19 protein-coding genes are annotated in these 19,764 nt (G+C 30.9%); 14 read left to right on the top strand and 5 right to left on the bottom strand.

The window, feature by feature from the left end; all coding sequences use genetic code 11:
- Window positions 1-20: 20 nt before the first annotated feature.
- Entirely contained in the window at window positions 21-512 is a 492-nt protein-coding gene (locus EDC18_RS08650) for a DUF5721 family protein (RefSeq protein WP_132252239.1), read from the bottom strand.
- A 176-nt stretch (window positions 513-688) separates the two neighbouring features.
- Between EDC18_RS08650 and EDC18_RS08645 the strand changes: the two genes are divergently transcribed.
- The 3 genes from EDC18_RS08645 (at window position 689) to EDC18_RS08635 (ending at window position 3,663) form a co-directional block, all read left to right on the top strand.
- On the top strand, window positions 689-1,282 hold the full coding sequence (locus tag EDC18_RS08645; RefSeq protein ID WP_132252237.1) for a DNA-3-methyladenine glycosylase: 594 nt from the start codon (window positions 689-691) through the stop codon (window positions 1,280-1,282).
- 152 nt (window positions 1,283-1,434) lie between these two features.
- Window positions 1,435-2,724 carry a M18 family aminopeptidase gene (locus tag EDC18_RS08640; protein WP_243115101.1) on the top strand — a complete coding sequence of 430 codons (1,290 nt, stop codon included), beginning with the start codon at window positions 1,435-1,437 and terminating at the stop codon, window positions 2,722-2,724.
- Between the two features lie 93 nt (window positions 2,725-2,817).
- On the top strand, window positions 2,818-3,663 hold the full coding sequence (locus EDC18_RS08635) for a DegV family protein (RefSeq protein WP_132252233.1): 846 nt from the start codon (window positions 2,818-2,820) through the stop codon (window positions 3,661-3,663).
- Between the two features lie 29 nt (window positions 3,664-3,692).
- Here the strand turns inward: EDC18_RS08635 and EDC18_RS08630 are convergent, their stop codons facing one another.
- The 3 genes from EDC18_RS08630 to EDC18_RS08620 form a co-directional block, all read right to left on the bottom strand.
- Window positions 3,693-4,496: an ABC transporter permease gene (locus EDC18_RS08630; RefSeq protein WP_132252231.1), complete on the bottom strand. Its 804-nt coding sequence runs from the start codon at window positions 4,494-4,496 to the stop codon at window positions 3,693-3,695.
- Window positions 4,480-5,259, bottom strand: a complete 780-nt coding sequence (locus EDC18_RS08625; protein WP_132252230.1) for an ABC transporter ATP-binding protein — start codon at window positions 5,257-5,259, stop codon at window positions 4,480-4,482. The genes EDC18_RS08630 and EDC18_RS08625 overlap by 17 nt, the downstream gene beginning before the upstream one ends.
- A 186-nt stretch (window positions 5,260-5,445) precedes the next feature.
- Window positions 5,446-6,441 carry an ABC transporter substrate-binding protein gene (locus EDC18_RS08620; protein ID WP_132252228.1) on the bottom strand — a complete coding sequence of 332 codons (996 nt, stop codon included), beginning with the start codon at window positions 6,439-6,441 and terminating at the stop codon, window positions 5,446-5,448.
- A gap of 230 nt (window positions 6,442-6,671) precedes the next feature.
- Here EDC18_RS08620 and EDC18_RS08615 point away from each other — a divergent pair, with 230 nt between their 5' ends.
- The 4 genes from EDC18_RS08615 to EDC18_RS08600 all read left to right on the top strand — a co-directional run bounded on the left by EDC18_RS08615 (window position 6,672) and on the right by EDC18_RS08600 (window position 8,972).
- The gene (locus tag EDC18_RS08615) at window positions 6,672-7,298 is read left to right on the top strand and encodes a chromate transporter (RefSeq protein ID WP_132252226.1); all 627 of its coding nucleotides are present in this window, start codon (window positions 6,672-6,674) and stop codon (window positions 7,296-7,298) included.
- The gene (locus EDC18_RS08610) at window positions 7,295-7,852 is read left to right on the top strand and encodes a chromate transporter (protein WP_132252224.1); all 558 of its coding nucleotides are present in this window, start codon (window positions 7,295-7,297) and stop codon (window positions 7,850-7,852) included. The genes EDC18_RS08615 and EDC18_RS08610 overlap by 4 nt, the downstream gene beginning before the upstream one ends.
- A gap of 11 nt (window positions 7,853-7,863) precedes the next feature.
- Window positions 7,864-8,580 carry a phosphatase gene (locus EDC18_RS08605; protein WP_132252223.1) on the top strand — a complete coding sequence of 239 codons (717 nt, stop codon included), beginning with the start codon at window positions 7,864-7,866 and terminating at the stop codon, window positions 8,578-8,580.
- Between the two features lie 98 nt (window positions 8,581-8,678).
- Complete coding sequence (locus tag EDC18_RS08600) at window positions 8,679-8,972, top strand: YerC/YecD family TrpR-related protein (RefSeq protein WP_132252221.1); 294 nt, start codon at window positions 8,679-8,681, stop codon at window positions 8,970-8,972.
- A 28-nt stretch (window positions 8,973-9,000) separates the two neighbouring features.
- Here EDC18_RS08600 and EDC18_RS08595 read toward each other — a convergent pair whose 3' ends face one another.
- Window positions 9,001-9,606, bottom strand: coding sequence for a DUF1836 domain-containing protein (locus EDC18_RS08595; protein WP_132252219.1), 606 nt, complete (start codon window positions 9,604-9,606; stop codon window positions 9,001-9,003).
- Between the two features lie 188 nt (window positions 9,607-9,794).
- On the opposite strand from EDC18_RS08595, the gene pcrA reads away from it, so the two are divergent.
- The 7 genes from pcrA (at window position 9,795) to EDC18_RS08560 (ending at window position 19,543) form a co-directional block, all read left to right on the top strand.
- Window positions 9,795-12,008, top strand: a complete 2,214-nt coding sequence (gene pcrA / locus EDC18_RS08590; protein WP_132252217.1) for a DNA helicase PcrA — start codon at window positions 9,795-9,797, stop codon at window positions 12,006-12,008.
- 114 nt (window positions 12,009-12,122) lie between these two features.
- Window positions 12,123-12,467, top strand: coding sequence for a hypothetical protein (locus EDC18_RS08585; protein ID WP_132252215.1), 345 nt, complete (start codon window positions 12,123-12,125; stop codon window positions 12,465-12,467).
- An 82-nt stretch (window positions 12,468-12,549) separates the two neighbouring features.
- Window positions 12,550-13,905, top strand: a complete 1,356-nt coding sequence (gene rlmD / locus EDC18_RS08580; protein WP_132252213.1) for a 23S rRNA (uracil(1939)-C(5))-methyltransferase RlmD — start codon at window positions 12,550-12,552, stop codon at window positions 13,903-13,905.
- Window positions 13,906-14,211: 306 nt separating this feature from the next.
- Window positions 14,212-14,421, top strand: coding sequence for a hypothetical protein (locus EDC18_RS08575; protein WP_165878526.1), 210 nt, complete (start codon window positions 14,212-14,214; stop codon window positions 14,419-14,421).
- A gap of 73 nt (window positions 14,422-14,494) precedes the next feature.
- The gene (locus tag EDC18_RS08570; protein ID WP_132252209.1) at window positions 14,495-17,800 is read left to right on the top strand and encodes an Eco57I restriction-modification methylase domain-containing protein; all 3,306 of its coding nucleotides are present in this window, start codon (window positions 14,495-14,497) and stop codon (window positions 17,798-17,800) included.
- A 627-nt stretch (window positions 17,801-18,427) separates the two neighbouring features.
- Entirely contained in the window at window positions 18,428-18,802 is a 375-nt protein-coding gene (locus EDC18_RS08565; RefSeq protein ID WP_132252207.1) for a helix-turn-helix domain-containing protein, read from the top strand.
- 9 nt (window positions 18,803-18,811) lie between these two features.
- Window positions 18,812-19,543, top strand: a complete 732-nt coding sequence (locus EDC18_RS08560) for an ImmA/IrrE family metallo-endopeptidase (RefSeq protein WP_132252205.1) — start codon at window positions 18,812-18,814, stop codon at window positions 19,541-19,543.
- Window positions 19,544-19,764: the final 221 nt, after the last annotated feature.

Raw genomic sequence — 19,764 nt, 5'->3', positions numbered from 1 at the left:
TATGGAAAAATGATTTGTATTTATTCCGTAAGGAGTTGATGCTTTTTAAAGAATTGTTTTATGTAGTTATCCCAAAGTTGATCCACAGTTTTGTCTACAGTAAAGACATTTAGTGAAGTACCAGTGGTACATACCAGTTGGCCTTCACAGTATTTTAAATTCAAAAACAACCCATTTATTTGAGTGTTACCTAGACTTAACTGATGGTGTTCAATAAATTTCTGTATTTTTTCTGGGGAAAAAGAAAAAACTATCTTTAATGAGGAAGGTGGTTTATTTCCTTTAATTATTGTAAAGACAATATCCTTAATAGAAGACCATTTTATTAGTTTCTGATGGGTTATGGTTTCTAATTCATTGGTATCGTAGTAGTCTTTGTTTAAGGTTCCTGTAATTTTAAATTCAGTAAAGGTAGATATATCTACACTGGATATATAAAAATCATCAAATGCATCGCTTTTAAACAGTTTTTCCATAAATGTCTTAATTTCTATAGCCTTTAATGAAATCATATGTATTCATTCTCCAATTTCTTAATTGTATTTTTAAAGGTTGTTGAAAGAATAATTTTCAAATCATGGGAAGGAAGTTTTTAAAATTATACTTTCATATTACATAATATAAACTATACTTGCAAGTATTCTAGAAAAATTTTTATGAATAAGGTAGAATAGTATTAGGTGATGGTATGAAAAAATTGGAAAGAGATTTTTATAATAGGCATACGCTAGAGGTAAGTAAAGATTTGTTGGGAAAGTATATTGTAAGACGTATTGATGATGAAGAGGTCCTTTGTAAGATTACTGAAGTAGAGGCCTACATTGGTAGAATAGATAAAGCTTGTCATGCGTATGGGAATCGATTAACAGAGCGGACGAAGGTGATGTTTGGTCTGCCAGGTTATGCTTATGTGTATCTTATTTATGGGATGTATTATTGTTTAAATGTGGTTACAGAGGGAGAGGGTGAACCTTCTGCCGTTTTAATTAGAGGTGTTGAGCCTGTATCTAATATTGGGAAAATGTCACTTTTAAGATATGGTAAAGCATATGATGAATTGAGTAAATATCAGATTAAGAATTTTTCTAATGGGCCGGGGAAGTTGTGTAAGGCTTTGGGAATTACTAAGTCTGAAAATGGATTGGATTTACTTGGGGATGATTTATATATTTGTGATTCAAGGGAGATAATAGATTTAGAGTTGGATGTTAAAGTTGGTAAGAGGATTAATATTGATTATGCTGAGGAGGCTGTGGATTTTTTGTGGCGGTTTTATCTTTAGATTTGTTAGTTGAGTTTTTTTGTTGTTGGGGTCGGTCGTATGTGATTAATAGTAGATCTCTTTCTACTTTGTGAAAGACGATTTATTCAGATTGTTAATAAAACTTGTGTTTATGTTGAGCGTTTTTATATTATTTGGAGGTGTTTTTTGAAATGGATAGAGCTAGGGATTTGATTGATTTTATTGATGTTTGTACTTCTCCTTTTCATACGGTTTTAGAGGTGAAGAGGCGTTTGTTAGAGGATGGGTTTAAGGAGATTTGTTTTGAGGATGAGTGGCAGTTTGATTTTGGGGGGAGTTATTTTGTTTCTCCGTTTCCTTCTTGTTTGTTTGCTTTTTCAATTCCTAAGAGGTTAGAGTTTAATCAAGGGTTTAGGATTATTTCTGCCCATACGGATCAGCCTTGTTTTCGAGTGAAGCCTTCTCCGGAGTTGACTTCAGAGGGGTATTTGAAAGTGAATACTGAGGTGTATGGTGGACCTATTTTAAATACTTGGATGGATAGACCTCTTTCTGTTTCAGGGAAAGTTGTTTTAAGAAGCGAGTGTGTGATGGCGCCTGATGTAAGGTTTATTGATATTAGAAAGCCTATTTTTATTATACCGAATTTAGCCATTCATATGAATAGAGAGGTTAATAGAGGTATTGAGTTAAATCGACAGGTTGATATGTTGCCTTTAGCAGGTTTAATTGATGAGAAATTGAATAATAATCAGTTTTTTATGTATTATTTGGCTCAAGAATTAGGGGTAAAAACCGATGATATTCTTGATTTTGATTTGTTTGTATATGCCACTGAAAAAGGTGAGATAATAGGGTTAAGCAATGAATTGCTCTCTGCACCTAGGTTAGATGATTTGGCCATGGTTTATGGGGCTACGACAGCAATCATTGAATCTAAACCTAAAACAGGTGTGAATATCATAGCTTTATTTGATAATGAAGAAATAGGAAGCAAGTCCAAACAAGGAGCAGATTCAATACTTTTTAATATGGTTTTAGAAAAGATGGCTAGTGGTATGTATCTAGAAAGAAATCAGTTTCTCAGAATATTTTCTAAATCTTTTAATGTATCAGCAGATATGGCCCATGCCGTACATCCTAATAGACCGGATAAACACGATCCAACCAATAGACCAGTAATAGGAAAAGGTATTGTTATTAAAATAAGTGGGGAACAAAAATATGCCACAGATAGTGAATCTATAGGGATTTTTCAACAGATTTGTGAAGCAGCAGGTGTAAAGTATCAGAAATTTGTTAATCGATCTGATGAGATAGGTGGCAAAACCCTTGGTCCAATTACAACGTCCTATGTACCCATTAAAACAGTAGATATTGGTGCACCTATGCTTGGGATGCATTCTGCTAGAGAGTTAATGGGTGTTAGTGATTGTGAGAATGTTATTTCAGTTTTTAATACTTTTTTCAGTTTAGAGTAAATTTATAAAAAAATACTTTAAAAAATCATACAAGTATGGTAATATAAAGTAGTAATGAAAACTACTTATAGTAGTATGCTAGGAGGACGAAAAATGAACTATAAAATATTAGTAGATAGTTGTTGTGATTTGCCTGAAGAATACAGGAAACAGCCACACTTTATAGTAGTACCACTTACTATTGATTTAGGTGGAAAGACTTACGTTGATGACGAAAATTTAGATGTGTCCGAATATCTTAGAAAAATGAAAGAAACACCTAAAGCTCCACAAACAGCATGTCCTTCCCCAGAAGATTATATGAAACACTTTGATGGTGATGAAGAGAATATTTTTATTGTAACTTTATCTGATCAGTTAAGTGGATCCTATAATAGTGCTGTTTTGGCTAAAAATTTATACAATGATGAAAACCCTAATAATAACAAACATATTACAATATTTAATTCTTTCTCAGCTTCATCTGCTGAAGTACTTATTGCATTAAAAGTAGAGGCGTTAGCAAAAGCTGGTGAAAGCACTGAGAGTATTGATAAAAAAGTAAATGAATATATTGATGGAATGAATACTTATTTTGTACTTGAAAGCTTAGATAACTTAAGAAAAAATGGACGATTAAATAATGTGCAAGCATTAATTGCTAATGTTCTTAATATAAAGCCTATAATGGGTGCCAATAAAGATGGTACCATTAAAAAATTAGACCAAGGAAGAGGTATTAAGAAAGCTCTTAATAGAATGGCAGAAATCATTGGAGAAGAAGGACAGCAATTAAGTGAAAAAATCTGTGTCATTGCTCAGTGTAATTGTCCAGAAAGAGCAAAAGAATTTAAAGAAGAGATATTAAAAAGATATTCTTTTAAAGATGTTATAATTGTTAGTACAGCAGGAATTAGTACAACATACGCGTATGATGGTGGTATTGTTGTTGCAGTATAATTAAAAGCGGAGAATTCATTCTCCGCTTTTTAGTACCGTTTTATCCGTTTTTCTATAAAGACAATGCCTTGATAGAGTGCTGTTGCCAGTAGAGCTAGTAAAATAATACTCATCATAACCCAGTCGAGTCTAAATACCTGACTTCCATATACGATTAAATAACCAAGGCCTGCTTTTGCAGCTAGGAACTCTCCAATAATAACTCCAATTAATGATAAACCAATGTTGATTTTCATAGTACTAATAATCGTAGGAATATTGCTAGGTAGGATAACTTTTTTTAACACATCTTGTTTTTTTCCATTAAAAGTATAAATTAATTTGATCATATCCTCTTCAACATTTATAAATCCATTGTACACATTTAGTATAGTTACAACAATGGAAACAGTTAAAGCTGTGAAGATAATAGATTTCATATTATTACCTAACCATACAATTAAAATAGGGGCTAATGCCGTTTTAGGAAGACTATTTAATACGACCAAATAAGGCTCTAAAACTTTAGCAATGGTTTTATTCCACCATAGTATAATGGCTATAATTATTCCCAAAATACTTCCTAAAGAAAAACTTACAAGGGTTTCAAATATGGTAATACCTGTATGGTAAAAAATAGACCCGTCCATTAACATATTATAAAATGTTTTTATTATTCGACTTGGACTACTAAATATAAATGAATCAATAAGTTTAAGTCTTGAACTCACTTCCCATAGTCCAAAAAAAGCAATAAAAACAATTAATCTATAAATATTGACCAATAATATTTCTCTTTTATGCTTTCTTAGAAAAGATTCTTGAGCTGTTGACATTTTATTCTTCGTTGACATCTATATCCAACTCCTTCCATATTAAATTAAAATAATCACCAAATTCTTTGGCGCTTCTAGATTTAAAAGGAGTTCTATCGTCAATAGACAGTTCTATTGGAACAATTGTTTTAATAGTAGCTGGTCTTTTTGAAAGAACTATTACACGATCAGCCATACTTATGGCTTCTGCAATATCATGAGTAACGAGTATAGCTGTTTTTTTCTCCTTCTTGATAATATTACCAATATCATCAGCAACAGATAGTCGTGTTTGGTAATCAAGAGCAGAGAAGGGTTCATCTAATAATAACAAATCAGGTTTAAGAGCAAGGGTTCTTATTAAAGCAACTCTTTGTCGCATGCCCCCTGACAATTGTGAAGGATGATAATTTTTAAAATCATAAAGACCGTACAGTTTCAATAAGGAATCAATATAGTCAAGATTTTCTTCTGTGTTGAATTTTTTTTGGATTTCTAAACCTAAAGTGATGTTTTTTATTACAGTTCTCCACTCAAAGAGATGGTCTTTTTGAAGCATATAACCAACATCATTAGAGGTTTTTATAATTTTATTATTATTTATATACACTTCACCAGAAGATGGCGTTAACAAACCTGCAATTATGGATAGCAAAGTAGATTTACCACAACCGCTTGGACCAACAATACTAATAAATTCTCCTTTATTTATACCAAAAGAAAGATTATCTATAGCCTTTGTTTCACCAGACAAAGTATGGTAGGTATATGAAATATTTTCTACATTTACAAAAGGAGCCATTGCTTTATCCCTCCTTTGGGATGAAGTTAAACTTTTATCTATACTATATAGTATTGAACTTTCCAAAAAAAGTGCTTAAATAAAGGAGTCAGAGCTAAAAAAATACAATAAGCCAAGAAAATCTTGACTTATTGTAAAATGATATATTATGGGAGAAGATTTATATGAAAAAAGTTATTAGCTTTATTATTCTATGGCTTTATTAGCAAAACTATTATCAACTAATACTTCAAAAGGTACACGTTTGCTCAATTCACCAGCTTCATCTAAGATATTTTGTAGAAGATCAAATCCTTCTTCAGGGAATAGCGGATCAAGTCTCCAAGTATCTTGTTCTTTGTAACGGGTTACTATTTGAGTAAGGGTTTCTACGTTAGTATCTGGGAATTGTGGCTTAATGGCTTTTGCAATTTCTTCTGGGGTATGAGCATCAACCCATTGTTGACCTTTATAAATAGCATTGGTAAATTTTTGAATAATTTCTGGATTTTTTTCTATATAACTTTTTCTAGCCATATATGCTGTATAAGGAACGTAACCACTATCTACACCTAAAGAAGCTACTACTGTTCCTACACCTTCATTTTCTAAAGCAGATGCTGTTGGCTCAAAGTCAACAATATAATCACCTGTACCGCCTGAGAAAGCACCAGCAGTGGCAGTAAAGTCAATATTTGTTATGATATTTACATCTGTATAAGGCGTTATATTATTTTGTTTTAAGATATATTCTAATACCATTTGAGGCATTCCACCTCTACGTCCACCAACGATGGTTTTACCTTTTACTTTATCCCAAGTAAAGTTAGGATCATCTTCTCTACCCAGCATAAAATTGCCAGCGCGCTGACATAGTAAAGCGAAGTTTACAACATAATCTTCTTGACCTTCATTATAAACGTATACGGATGCTTCAGAACCCATAAAGCCAATATCAGCATTACCAGAAAGAACGGCAATCATGCTATTATCGGCGCCCCATCCTGTGCTTAAATCAATTTTTAAACCTTCTTCTTCAAAGAACCCTTTTTCTATGGCTACGTATTGTGGTGCATAAAAAACAGAATGAACGACTTCATTAAATCTAACGGTTATAAGATCGTCATCCTTTTTACTACACCCAGTAAGGGTTGTAGCGAAGACAACAAATATAAGTACAAAAACAACTAATATTTTTTTCACTTTAGATACCTCCTATATAAAAGTTGGTGCTTCTATATATACTATTCTCTACGGCTTGTATAAGGTGCTAACTTTAGTTCATATATCCTGTACTTATTTTTATGACATGTTATAATATAATAATTGCAATAAAATAATGCAAGAATCATCTATTTATAAGTCTAAATGTTAAAAATATGATATAATATGTTTATAAAGACATAATCATTTACTTTTAAGGAGACATTAATATGAACAAGTTAAAGAAAGGTTATGTGGCGACCATTCAATTATTGAAAAAGCTACTAGAAAGCTTTAAAGGGTTTTTTAATAATGATGTAAAAAAACTATTTGAAATTTACAAATCATTTTTTATTGTAGGGTTATTAACTATTGGTGGTGGGATTGCAATGCTACCCATCATTGAAAAAGAACTTATTGAAAAAAAGAAATGGTGTACAGATGATGAAATTTTAGAATCTTATTCAGTTGCCCAATCATTACCTGGGGTTATTGCATCTAATACGGCGGTTTTTGTAGGTCATAAATTAAAAGGTATATTAGGTTCTATCTTTGCAGTCCTTGGGGTTATTTCCCCATCAATTATAATTATTCTTATCGTTGCAACAGTATTTACAAGATTAAATGATTACATAATCGTACAGAACGCATTTAAAGGCATTAGAGCGGCAGTACTAGCACTTTTGGTGACGGCCATTTATAGAATGATTAAAAATGCAATTGTAGATTATTATACTATTATCATTGCAGGAATATCATTTGTTCTTGTAATGGGGTCTTTTGTTTCTCCTATGCTAATCATAGTAGCAGCCTCTTTAGTAGGCATACTGATTTATTATAGGAGGATAAAAGGATGAATATATTAATATTATTTATAGAGTTTTTTAAGGTTGGCATATTCTCTTATGGTGGCGGATTAGCAATGTTGCCACTATTGCAAGAGACAGCCTTGGATAAAGGTTGGGTCACTGTAACGGAATTTGCAGATTTAATTGCAATATCACAATCAACACCAGGACCAATAGCCATTAATATGGCTACATACATTGGCTTTAGCTCAGGCGGTGTTTTTGGTGCTTTAGTTGCTTCCATAGCGGTTATTTTACCCGGATTTATTCTAGCAATAATTGTTGCTACATTTTTACAACGGTTTAATGAGCATCCATTAGTTAAGTCTGCTTTTATAGCATTAAAAGCTGCTGTTTTGGGCCTTGTATGTACAGCAATTGTGCAAGTTGCATTGGTATCATTATATACAGTTGAACAAGGAAATTTATTAAGATTTTATAGAGATATTGATTTTAGAGCCATAGCTGTATTTTTAATAATGATTTTAGGCATATTAAAATTTAAAAAGCATCCAATAGTATATATAGTTATTGCAGGAGTGGCAGGAGCAATTATTTGGTAAAGGAGTTTATTATGAAATATGAATTAGATTTACATTGTCATACAATAGCCAGTGGTCACGCATACAGTACATTAGAAGAAAATGCAAAAAGTGCTTCAGAAAAAGGTTTGAAATTAATTGGGTTAACAGACCATGCACCTAAAATGCCAGGGGCACCACATATATTTTATTTTCATAATTTAAAGGTTGTGCCAGAAACATTGCACGGTGTAAGAATATTAAAAGGTGCAGAAGTGAATATTATAGATAGGGACGGTTCTGTAGATTTGGATGATTATACGCTGAAATCTTTAGATATAGTGATTGCCAGTTTGCACCCACCTTGTATTAACTTTGGTACCATAGAAGAAAATACAAAAACCATTATAGGGGCGATTAGAAATCAAAGAATAAATGTAATTGGTCACCCTGATGACTCCAGGTTTCCTTTAGACTATGAATTAGTTGTAAAAGAGGCAAAAGAACATAATACATTATTAGAAGTTAATAATAGCTCCTTAGATCCTAATAGTTTTAGATTAAATTCAGTGAATAATTGTACTAAGATGTTAGAATTGTGTATGAAGTATAAGGCTTCTATTATAATAGGAAGCGATTCTCACATATCCTGTGATGTTGGTAATTTTTCAAATGCTCAAATGGTTTTAGAACGTGTAGGTTTTCCAGAAGACTTAATAGTGAATACTTCTATTGATAAGCTAAAAAAATATATAAACATAGATAATTAGGCTTTACTTTATTAAGTTAAAATGGTAAAATCTCATTAAGTAGAATATGTTATATACTTATTAATTATAGAGTGGATGTATTACTAAAGGAGAATTATATGAGCAAAAATATAAGAACAGACGCAGTCGATCAACTATTTAATGCAGTATTACATTTGAAAGATGTAAAAGAATGTTATGATTTTTTTGAAGATATTTGTACAGTAAATGAAATATTATCTTTGTCTCAAAGATTTGAAGTGGCTAAAATGTTAAGAGAACAAAAAACATATCTTGAAATTGCTGATAAGACAGGAGCATCAACGGCTACAATCAGTAGAGTGAATCGTTCCCTAAACTATGGTAATGATGGATACGATATGATTTTTGCACGTATGAAAGAAAACAAATAGCAATAACACACAAGTGTTATTGCTATTTTTAAATGTTCTTATCTTCTTCCTTTGAAGAGAAATATTGATCAATTAACTTTTCAACAATATGTTTTTTCATAAAAGCTTCAAAGCTTAATAAAGAGATAAAGCTGAATAAAAATAATAATTCAGAATCATCATTAAGATTTTTAAAGGCCTCTTTTGACATTTCTATTTTATTTTCTATATCTTTTTCAATATCATTAAACTGTTGTTTTTGTAAACTAAAAATCTTCTCATACAAATCTTCAAATTGACCTTTTTTTTCTTCCTTTCCATAGAAAGTTTTTGATATAGGTTCAAGAAGTTTTTGAATATCATTTATAGAAAGAACATTTTTAAAATAATAAGTAAAGATTAAGAACAACATATGCTCTTTTGAATACTTCTTTTTATTTGGTGGAGGCAATAAATCATTTTTTGTATAATTGTTAATCATCGTTTTTGTTAGTATTTTATCTTCACTATTACGTTTCATTTTTTCAAGATTTTCATCCATAAAAGTTGTTACTTGATCCATATACAGGTCAATATTAGGTATGTCATTAATATTTATGTAATCAAAATCAACTTTATCTATTAAATCTTGTATTGATTTAATCATTTCATCCATTTTGTTCACCTCTTAGAAAATAATCCTAAATACATTATATAGTATTAAAAACTAGATAACAAGTACATTTAAAATTACACCAACAGAATTTCCAATCTATTAACAGTTTATTAAAGAATTCATTTATGGTATTATATATAGATAATAAAACTTTGGATTATAAGAAAAAGAAATAGGTGGGTTAAAAAATGAGTAGATATGATGGTTTGAATCCTAAACAAAAAGAAGCAGTATTACATACAGAAGGGCCATTGCTAATATTAGCAGGAGCAGGATCGGGTAAAACAAGAGTATTAACACATAGAATCTCTTATTTAATAGAAGAAAAAGGCGTATTTCCGTGGAATATACTTGCTATTACCTTTACAAATAAAGCCGCAAAGGAAATGAGAGAAAGAGTAGACAATTTAATCGGACAAGGTGGAGAAGAAGTATGGGTGAGTACATTTCACTCGACTTGTGTACGAATCCTTAGAAGACATATAGATAAATTAGGTTACGATAAAAGCTTTACAATCTATGATGGAGATGATCAAAAAGTTGTTATTCGTGAAGTCTTAAAACAACTGAATCTTGATACAAAGCTTTATCCAGAAAGAAGTGTATTAGGAGAGATTTCATCTGCAAAAGATCAAATCAAGTCACCAGAACAATTTGCTAGAGAAACTTATGGTGACTTTAGAAAAGAAACCATTGCAAAAGCTTATAAATTATACCAAGATAAATTACAAAGCAATAATGCACTAGATTTTGATGATCTAATTAATAAAACAGTAGAGTTATTTACTGTAAGACCAGATGTATTAGAAGAATATCAAGACCGATTCAGATACATAATGATTGATGAGTACCAAGATACCAATATTGCCCAATACGAATTGGTAAGATTATTGGCTAAAAAATACCGTAACTTATGTGTGGTTGGAGACGATGACCAGTCTATTTATAAATTTAGAGGGGCCAATATTCAAAATATCTTAGGCTTTGAAAAAGACTTTAATGATGCAGTGGTTATTAAATTAGAGCAAAACTATCGTTCAACAAAAAATATTCTTCAAGCAGCCAATGAAGTCATAAGCAATAACTTTGGCAGAAAAGACAAAACATTATGGACAGCCAATGACGATGGAGAGTTGATAGAATTTCATAACTTATACAATGAAAGAGAAGAAGCAGAATTTATAGCCGGTAGAATCATTGACCAGATTATGAATCATGGCAAAGAGTACAACCAATTTGCTATACTGTATCGTACAAATGCTCAATCACGTGTTATTGAGGAGGCTTTTGTAAGTAAAAACATCCCTTATAAAATTGTAGGCGGGGTAAACTTCTACCAAAGAAAAGAAATCAAAGACGTACTAGCTTACTTAAAAACAATCAATAATTCAAAAGATGACTTGGCTGTAAAACGTGTGATCAATGTACCAAAAAGAGGAATTGGACAAACGTCCATTGATAAAGCCAATGACTTTGCCATGGATAATGAAATAGATTTATACGCTGCATTAAAAAATGCAAAAGCCATACCAAGTTTAAGTAGAGCAGCATTAAAAATAACGGACTTTGTTAATTTAATAGAAACATTTAAAACAAAAGCCAACCATATACCATTGGTTGAATTAATAGAAGATGTCTTAAATGTAACAGGGTATATTAAAGAATTAAGAATAGAAAACACACCAGAAGCTCAAGCAAGAATAGAAAATATCGATGAATTAATCTCTAAAGCAGCTGGATACGAAGAATCGAATGAAGAACCAACACTGAATGGATTCTTAGAAGAAGTTTCATTAGTAGCAGATATTGACAGTATGGATGCCAATGCCAACTCCGTTATACTTATGACATTACACAGTGCAAAAGGATTGGAATTCCCTAATGTATTCTTATCAGGAATGGAAGAAGGTTTATTCCCAAGCTATATGTCATTGTCTTCTGGATTAGATGAAGATTTAGAAGAAGAAAGAAGATTGTGTTATGTTGGGATTACAAGAGCAGAAGAAAAATTGTGTATCCTATGTGCAAAATCAAGAATGATTAGAGGACAAACCCAATATAACTCTGTATCAAGATTTATTAAAGAAATTCCAAAAGAATTATTAAAAGAAAGTTCATCAGGACCAGCAGTGACAGATCCACTAGCAAAAGTAAAAGAATATAGCAAAAGAAATAATACATTCTTTAATAGTAAACCTTATGAAACAAAAAAAATGCCAGTTTCAAATAGTGCAACCCTTGATTTTCAAGTGGGAGATGTGGTGAAACATTTAAAATTTGGACCAGGTGAAATCATAGAAATAGAGCCAGGTGGAGCGGATTACCAAGTAACTGTTAACTTTACAAAAGTTGGCGTAAAAAAATTATTTGCCTCATTAGCAAAATTAAAAAAAGTAGAGTAGTTTATTAAAAAAAGCATATAATATGGTCATTGGAATAAATTAATGTTATAATGAAATATATTACAAAAAAATGGGAACTATAATTGTGAAGAATAATGAAAGGATGTGGATGTTATGTTTAGAAACAGAGAGGACTTTCTTAGCATGAGACAATTTAATGATTTCTTACACAAATTCAGCAGAAAACAAGAAGAAGAGAGAAAAGATCGTACATGGGTATGGGTTGCTGTTGTAGTTGCTTCAGTAGCAGCAATTGCAGGTGTGGCATATGCAATATATAGATATTTAACACCAAACTACCTAGAAGATTTTGATGATGACTTTGATTTAGACTTTGATGATGAAGACTTTGAAGACATAGAATATGATGATTACGATGACTACGAAGATGAAGAAGAGTTAGACGAGTTAGCAGAAGAAATTGAAACAGCTATGATGGAGAATGAAATCAAAGAATAGTTTAATTTTATAAGATACTATAAGTAGCGGAGAATTTATTCTCCGCTACAATAATGATAGGATAGTTATGAAGGAGTATAGGATGAAAAAGAAAGAGATATACGAAGGCATAATAGAAAAAACAACTTTCCCAAATAAGGGGATTATCAATATAGAAGGCAATAAAGTAAGTATCAAACAAGCAATTGCAGGACGAAAAGTAAAATTTGCAGTAACAAAAGCTAGAAAAGGTAAATTTGAAGGACGCATTTTAGAAACAATAGAAAAAGCAGATATAGAAAATAGACAAGCCCCTTGTATACACTTTGGGCCTTGTGGTGGTTGTTTTTATCAAACACTTAGTTATGAAAACCAATTAGAAGTGAAAAAAAATCATGTAATAGATTTATTAGATGAGTTAAAAATAAATTATAAATTTGAAGGCATAAAAGGAAGTCCAAGTGAATGGCATTACAGAAATAAAATGGAATTTTCCTTTGGAGATGAATATAAGGACGGACCTTTGGCATTAGGCTTACATAAAAAAGGAAGTTTTTACGATATAGTCACAACAAACAACTGCTTAATTGTGGATAACGATTACAATAAAGTCTTAGAATGTGTATTAAATTATTTTTCAGAAAGAAATATAACTTACTATACGAAAAAAGACCATGTAGGGTATCTTAGACATTTGGTCGTTAGAAGAGGTGTGAAGACTAAAGAGTTATTGATTAATTTAGTAACTAGCACCCAATTAGATCTAGATTTATCGGAGTTAATTAATCAGTTGGTAAACCTTGATTTAGATGGTAAAATAGCGGGCGTATTACACACATTTAATGATAATGTAGCAGATACAGTACAAAGTGACGAAACTAGAATACTATATGGACAAGACTATTTCTATGAAGAGTTGTTAGGATTGAAGTTTAAGATATCTCCTTTTTCATTTTTCCAAACCAACTCTTTAGGGGCAGAAGTATTGTACTCAGTTGTTAGAGATTATGTAGGAGAAACAAAAGACAAAGTGATATTTGATTTATACAGTGGTACCGGAACTATTGCTCAAATGTTAGCCCCAGTAGCTAAAAAAGTGGTAGGTGTTGAGATTGTTGAAGAAGCGGTAGAAGCAGCTAAAGAAAATGCTAGGTTAAATCAATTAGAGAACTGTGAGTTTTTAGCAGGAGATGTATTAAAGGTTATAGATGAATTGGTTGATAAACCAGAAATTATAGTACTAGATCCTCCAAGAGAAGGGATACATCCAAAAGCCTTGAAGAAGATTATAGACTTTGGGGTGGAGCAGATTGTTTATGTGTCTTGTAAGCCGACTTCACTTGTGAAGGACTTGGAAGAATTGATTAAGAGTGGGTATGAGGTTAAGAAGGTTGTTTGTGTGGATATGTTTCCTCAGACGCCTCACGTTGAAACAGTCGTGTTGATAGAGAAGAAATAGGTTGATATCAAAGGGTTTCAAGGTTTTAAGTGAATATTGAAATGTGTATTTATGTTCCCTCAAACTAGGTTTGGGGGATTTTTTTGACCCCCGGGGGTCTAACTTTTAGGCGGAATATAAATACATATACACGTAAATGGTTAGTCAAGTGAAATAGGCTGTTTTAAAGATGTAAAACTAGCAGTGACATAGAAAAATATTATTACTATATACATACCTTCATCTGTATTATTTATTACTGTTAAGTATAACTTGATACATGCACTTAATAGAGTTAAGATGCATAGATGAAAGAAGGTGAAATTCATGGAAGTATTTCTATTAGTCTTAATGACAATAGATAATAAAACATCCTGGGTACTATATGGGAGTTTTGAAAGTATGGTTGAGGCTTCAAATAAAATGGATTATTTGAAAGCTCAAAAAATTCAATATTATAATAAATATAAAATTATAACAAAGGATGAAATTAAAAATTTTAGTGAGGTGGGATGGAAATTAAATGTTAAATATTGAAATTGGAATATGTGTGGACAATATAAAATTGTAGTGATATAATCCTTGTGGACATAAAAAAGGAGGTTTTATCATGATTAAAAATGAAGAAAATATAAAGGAACGTATTAATACTCCAGAATTTAGTAAACTTTGTCAAAAAATTACTAACGAAATTTTAGAAGCTTGTTTAAAAAGTAATTCAGAAGCTGATGTTGTAGATGCATTTAACAGGTGCCTTTATCATCACCTAAGGAACTTTTTTGGTTTATCAGATGGTGATATTTCTCCAAAGTCTGAAGTGGGGCGCACAGATGAGGGGATAATAAATTCTTTTGAAGGTAGAATGGATACTGTATATAATAATTACTACTTTTTTATAGAATTTAAAAAATATGATGCGCTATCTAGTACTACAATACTTAAAAAAGCTATAAAACAAACTGTTAGTTATTTTAATCAAGAAAAAAATAAATTTTCTTGTGCAGTATTATGTGATGGTAAAAATATAATGTACTTTAATAAAAAAGAAGATGGAATCAATCACTCGGTATTAAAAGTATTAGATTTTAATGACATTAAGAAAATTAGTCAACTAATACTTCTTAATTCACAAAAACAATTTACTACCGAAAATATTTTAATTGACTTTGCCTTAACTAAAAGTAAAGAAAATGCGTCAAATAAGCTTGCAAAAAAATTATACAACGTTTTAACAGAAACTAGTAATAAAAAAACAGATATGATATTAAAGCAATGGGAAAATGCATTTCATTTATCAGAGGCAGACAGTGGTCAAAGCAACGATATTGCCAAGAGAAGGAGAGCTTTAGGGGAAATATTAGATTGTAATATTTCTAATAATAGTAACGAATATAGAGCTCTATTTGCATTGCAAACTACATATGCAACAAATATAAAAATGATAGCTTTTAAGTTTATCTCAAAATTGGTTATTAAAGAAAATTCTTTTTACTTTGACAATATAACAGATGTAGATGAAAATACACTAAAAAATAAATTACAACAGCTGCAATCAGATTCAACTTTAGCAAATATTAACGGTTTATTGGATGATATTTTTTTCTCATGGTATTATGAGGATGAAGTCTGGGATTATGAATTATATGAAATATTGAAAGAAGTGATTACAGTTGTTGATGAGTATGAGTATATAGGGTTTGTTTACAGCAGTTCTCCGGATTTGTTTAGACGCTTGTATATGGAAACAATTCCTAATGAAGTTAGACATTCTTTAGGAGAATATTTTACCCCTGAGTGGCTTGCTGAAAAAACTATCATTGATGCAGTTGGTGACGATGACTTTTATAAGATAGTTGATAAACTAATCTTGGATCCATGTTGTGGATCAGCAGTATTTTTAACATCCTATATAAACAATGTAATCAATAATTTTTTGAATATTGATAGAAATTATAATGAAAGAATGCAATTATTAGAAAAACTATTAAATAATGTAAAAGGCATTGATTTAAATCCTTTATCTGTATTAATGGCAAGGGTTTCTTATCTAATTGCAATCTCTAGATTGTTTGATGGAGGTGAAGAGATATTACTTCCAACTAATATTCCTGTTTACTTGGGTGATGCGAGTGCTCCAGTTATGAAGGTTAATGTTGATGGAATAGAATGTTTACAAAGTCAAGTTTTTATAGAAAATGGGGAAACAATTACAGCAGTTTTTCCTATTGATGTTATTAACAAACCTGATTTTCTTGAGAACATGGGAATTTTAGATAGGGTACTAGAAGATATCAATGTGGTAAGTGAATTTAATTCTATAGTAGTTAATAAGATTCCTGATCTATTTGGAAATAAGGAATTAGCCAATGTAACCTACTGTCTAACAGAAAGATTAGTAGAATTAAAGAATAATGGGCGTTCTTTTGGTGCATTAAGGTTGATTGCAAATAGTTTGCAGATAAGTTCAATTGAAAGATGTGACTATATAGTTGGAAATCCACCATGGGTAAAATGGGAACATTTGCCAGAATATTATGCAAAGAATATCAAGACAAGATGTTTAGAGCAACATTTATTCTCGGGACAGAGTTATATGGGGGCAATTAGTTTAAATATTTGTGCTTTAATAGCTAATGACTCTGCAAAAAAATGGTTAAAAGAAGATGGTAAATTATCATTTTTAATGCCTAAAACAATGTTGACACAAGATTCATACGAGGGGTTTAGAGAGTTCTATTTAGACTTTAATACTGGTAAAAGATTGTATTTAGAACAGGTTGTAGATTACGAAAAAGCAGGACATCCTTTTATTCAAACTCAAGAATCTTTTTGTGAATTCTTGTATACATCTAAACCAGTTGATTATAAAAATGATGGAGTACCTGTTACAATTGTTAAAAAGAAAAAAGGTAAAAATATAGAACTAATTAATATGAATAGTCACTATAATACTGTAAAAGAAGATTTTGAATATAATGAGTTGCTTTTAGTTAGAGCTGATGAGAATAGAACTGGATTTTCACTTGTAAATTCAGAAGAGTTTTCAAGAGATGAACTACAATTAATAATTGGCGAATGTGCATACAAAGCAAGAAGTGGTGTTGAATTTACGCCTTTAGAAGTTTTTATGCTAGAAATAGATAGGGAAAAAACAACAGAGGATAATTTATTTGTTAAGAGCGTCCCACGCCGAACATCAAAGTATAAAAGTTTAGTCAATGGGAAAAGTTTTCAGATTGAAGAAAGATATATTAGACCTTTGATAACAGGACCGAACATACAGAAGTTTTATATTAAAGAAACAAATGAAGTATGTATTTTCCCTTATCAAGACAATGACAGGTATGCAGTAGATGTATCGGAAATGGTGAAGTGTAATAATACCTATAATTACTTACGTAATCATAAACATATTATTGGTAGCCAATCCAAAAGAAGTCAATTGATCTCAATGGGTAAAGCATTTTATTCTCTGTCAAAAGTGGGGTTATATACTTTTAATAATTGTATGGTAACATTTAGAGATAATACAAAGATGAATGCTGCAGTAGTAACTCCAGAAAAATTTCTGAATAAAAAGGATGTTCAAGGAATTTGTGCAAAACACGCACCCTATATTAGTAGAGATAAAGAAGGAAATTTTATTACAATAAACGAGGCTGACTATATCTGCGCTATTTTAAATACGCCTATCATTGAGTATTATTTTAAAGCAACCTATAGTAATAGGTCGTATAGTATAAGATTTAATATTAAAATTCCTAAATATGATGAATTAAATAAATCACACAGAAAATTGAGTGAATTAGGTAAGCTAGCTAGGCAAAAAAATGGAAAAAATACTGAAGATTTAATAAATGAAATGCAAAATATATATTTAAAATTATGTAAAGAAATTGATACAGTTATTAAATAAAATTAATATGGTCATAGTTAACAGGTAAATTTACTTGTTAGTTATGACCTATTTTGTGTTAATACTACTAAATACATTTGTCTTAATAAATCACATTCGATATATAGAAGTATGAAGGAAAGAGTATTGTATTTACTTATTTAAAATCTTGAAATATGAAAATGCAACTGATATAATTGAAAACAATTTTTCAAAGTGTGAAAATATTGTATCAAGGAACAAAAAGGGGTTAGTATCAACTTGGAATAAATAATTAGTATAATGAGTAACAGAGAACAACAAACTAAAAATTATTAATACAAACATATGTTCGGTGTAAAATTATAATAAGCTACCTTACATATAAAAATGCTAAACAGACCTTATTAACCAATTATCTTGCTTAACTGGGGAATGTAAGTTGAACAGAAATTCATATATAAAATATAAACTAATCTTTATTTTAATATTGACAACTATAAACCAATTACATATAATTTATTTATAAGCTAACTAGCTTACAATTATAAAGTCACTATAAAAAATCACCGATAAAAGATGAGGACCTACAAAGTAAAAAGACCTATTATCCAAGTGATAAGGTAAAAATAAGAAGAGTAGGCAGAAACAAATAGAAAGGTGAAAAAAATGGAAAATAAATTATTAAACTTTGGTGAGTTCATTACCAAAAAGCGTGAAGAAAAGAAAATAACGCTTAGAGAGATGGCGAAACTGTTAGGTATTACTCCGCCATACTTAAGTGACGTTGAAAAAGACAGACGTAACCCCTTTGACTTAGAAAAATTGGGGCTTCTCGCTAATATTTTAATGCTATCAGAAGAGGAAAAGACAACAATGCTAGATTTAGCTGGTAAAAGAAGAAACGAAGTAGCTCCTGACCTACCAGAATATATTATGGAAAGGGATTACGTAAGTGCCGCACTTCGTACAGCTAGAGATTTAGATGCTGGGGAGGAAGAATGGTTGGAGTTTGTAAAAGAACTCAAAAAAAGAAAGGGGTAATTGTTTTAGATGTATTCTCCAACATATAGAACAAAGAAAAATGGTGTACCTATTTTAAGTAAGTCAGAAATTGACTACATAGCTGAGCAATTCATATTAGATTATAAGCCAGAGGCTATGAAAACTCCAATGGAAATAGATATAGATGACTTTGTTCTGAATTACCTGGGTTTGAAGCAGGACTTTCACTATCTATCTCATAATGGAGTGTATTTGGGAATGACAGTATTTAATGATACAAACAAAGTTCCAGTGTATGTTCCAGAAACTAATAGTGCAGAATATATCAGTGCGAAAGCAAGGACTGTTATTATTGATAACAATCTGTTAGATGATGGACAAGAGCCTAGATACAGATATACGATGGGTCACGAAAGTGGCCATGATATTTTTCATAGTCAATACTTTGCTTATGACCCAAATCAGTTATCACTTTTTGAAAACGAAGTAGAACCAATGATACAATGTAGAGCAGTAGCAGCTAATGGTAAAGCTAAACCTACAAGGAAATGGGATGATAAGGATAGTATGGAATGGCAAGCAAATTATTTCTCGTCAGCTATGTTAATGCCTAAGAAAATGGTAATACAATTAATAAGATCTTTAACCTATTGTAGCGATGTATTTTGGAGGAATTTAACGTATACTAATGAAATGGTAAATGTTTTCAATGTATCCTATCAAGCTGCTGAATACCGGTTAAAAGAACTAGGTATTATACACAAGGAGTATTGTAGGTAATAGGTTAAATTTGATAAATAGCCCCAAGATAGGGGCTTAGTATCAGTTTTATATAAGACATAGTATAAACAAGGATAGTATATTTTTTTTGTCTTATATGTAAGCTATTTAGCTTACAAGACAACTAAAAAAGGAGTGTTAAATAGTGTTAGTAGAAATAAGATGCCCAAAATGCAATAAACGCTTATTTGATGTGACAGAAAAAACAATAGGACCTATAA

Source organism: Natranaerovirga pectinivora, assembly GCF_004342165.1.
GTDB classification, from domain to species: Bacteria; Bacillota; Clostridia; order Lachnospirales; family DSM-24629; genus Natranaerovirga; species Natranaerovirga pectinivora.
This window is presented reverse-complemented; position numbering and strand designations above follow the sequence as displayed.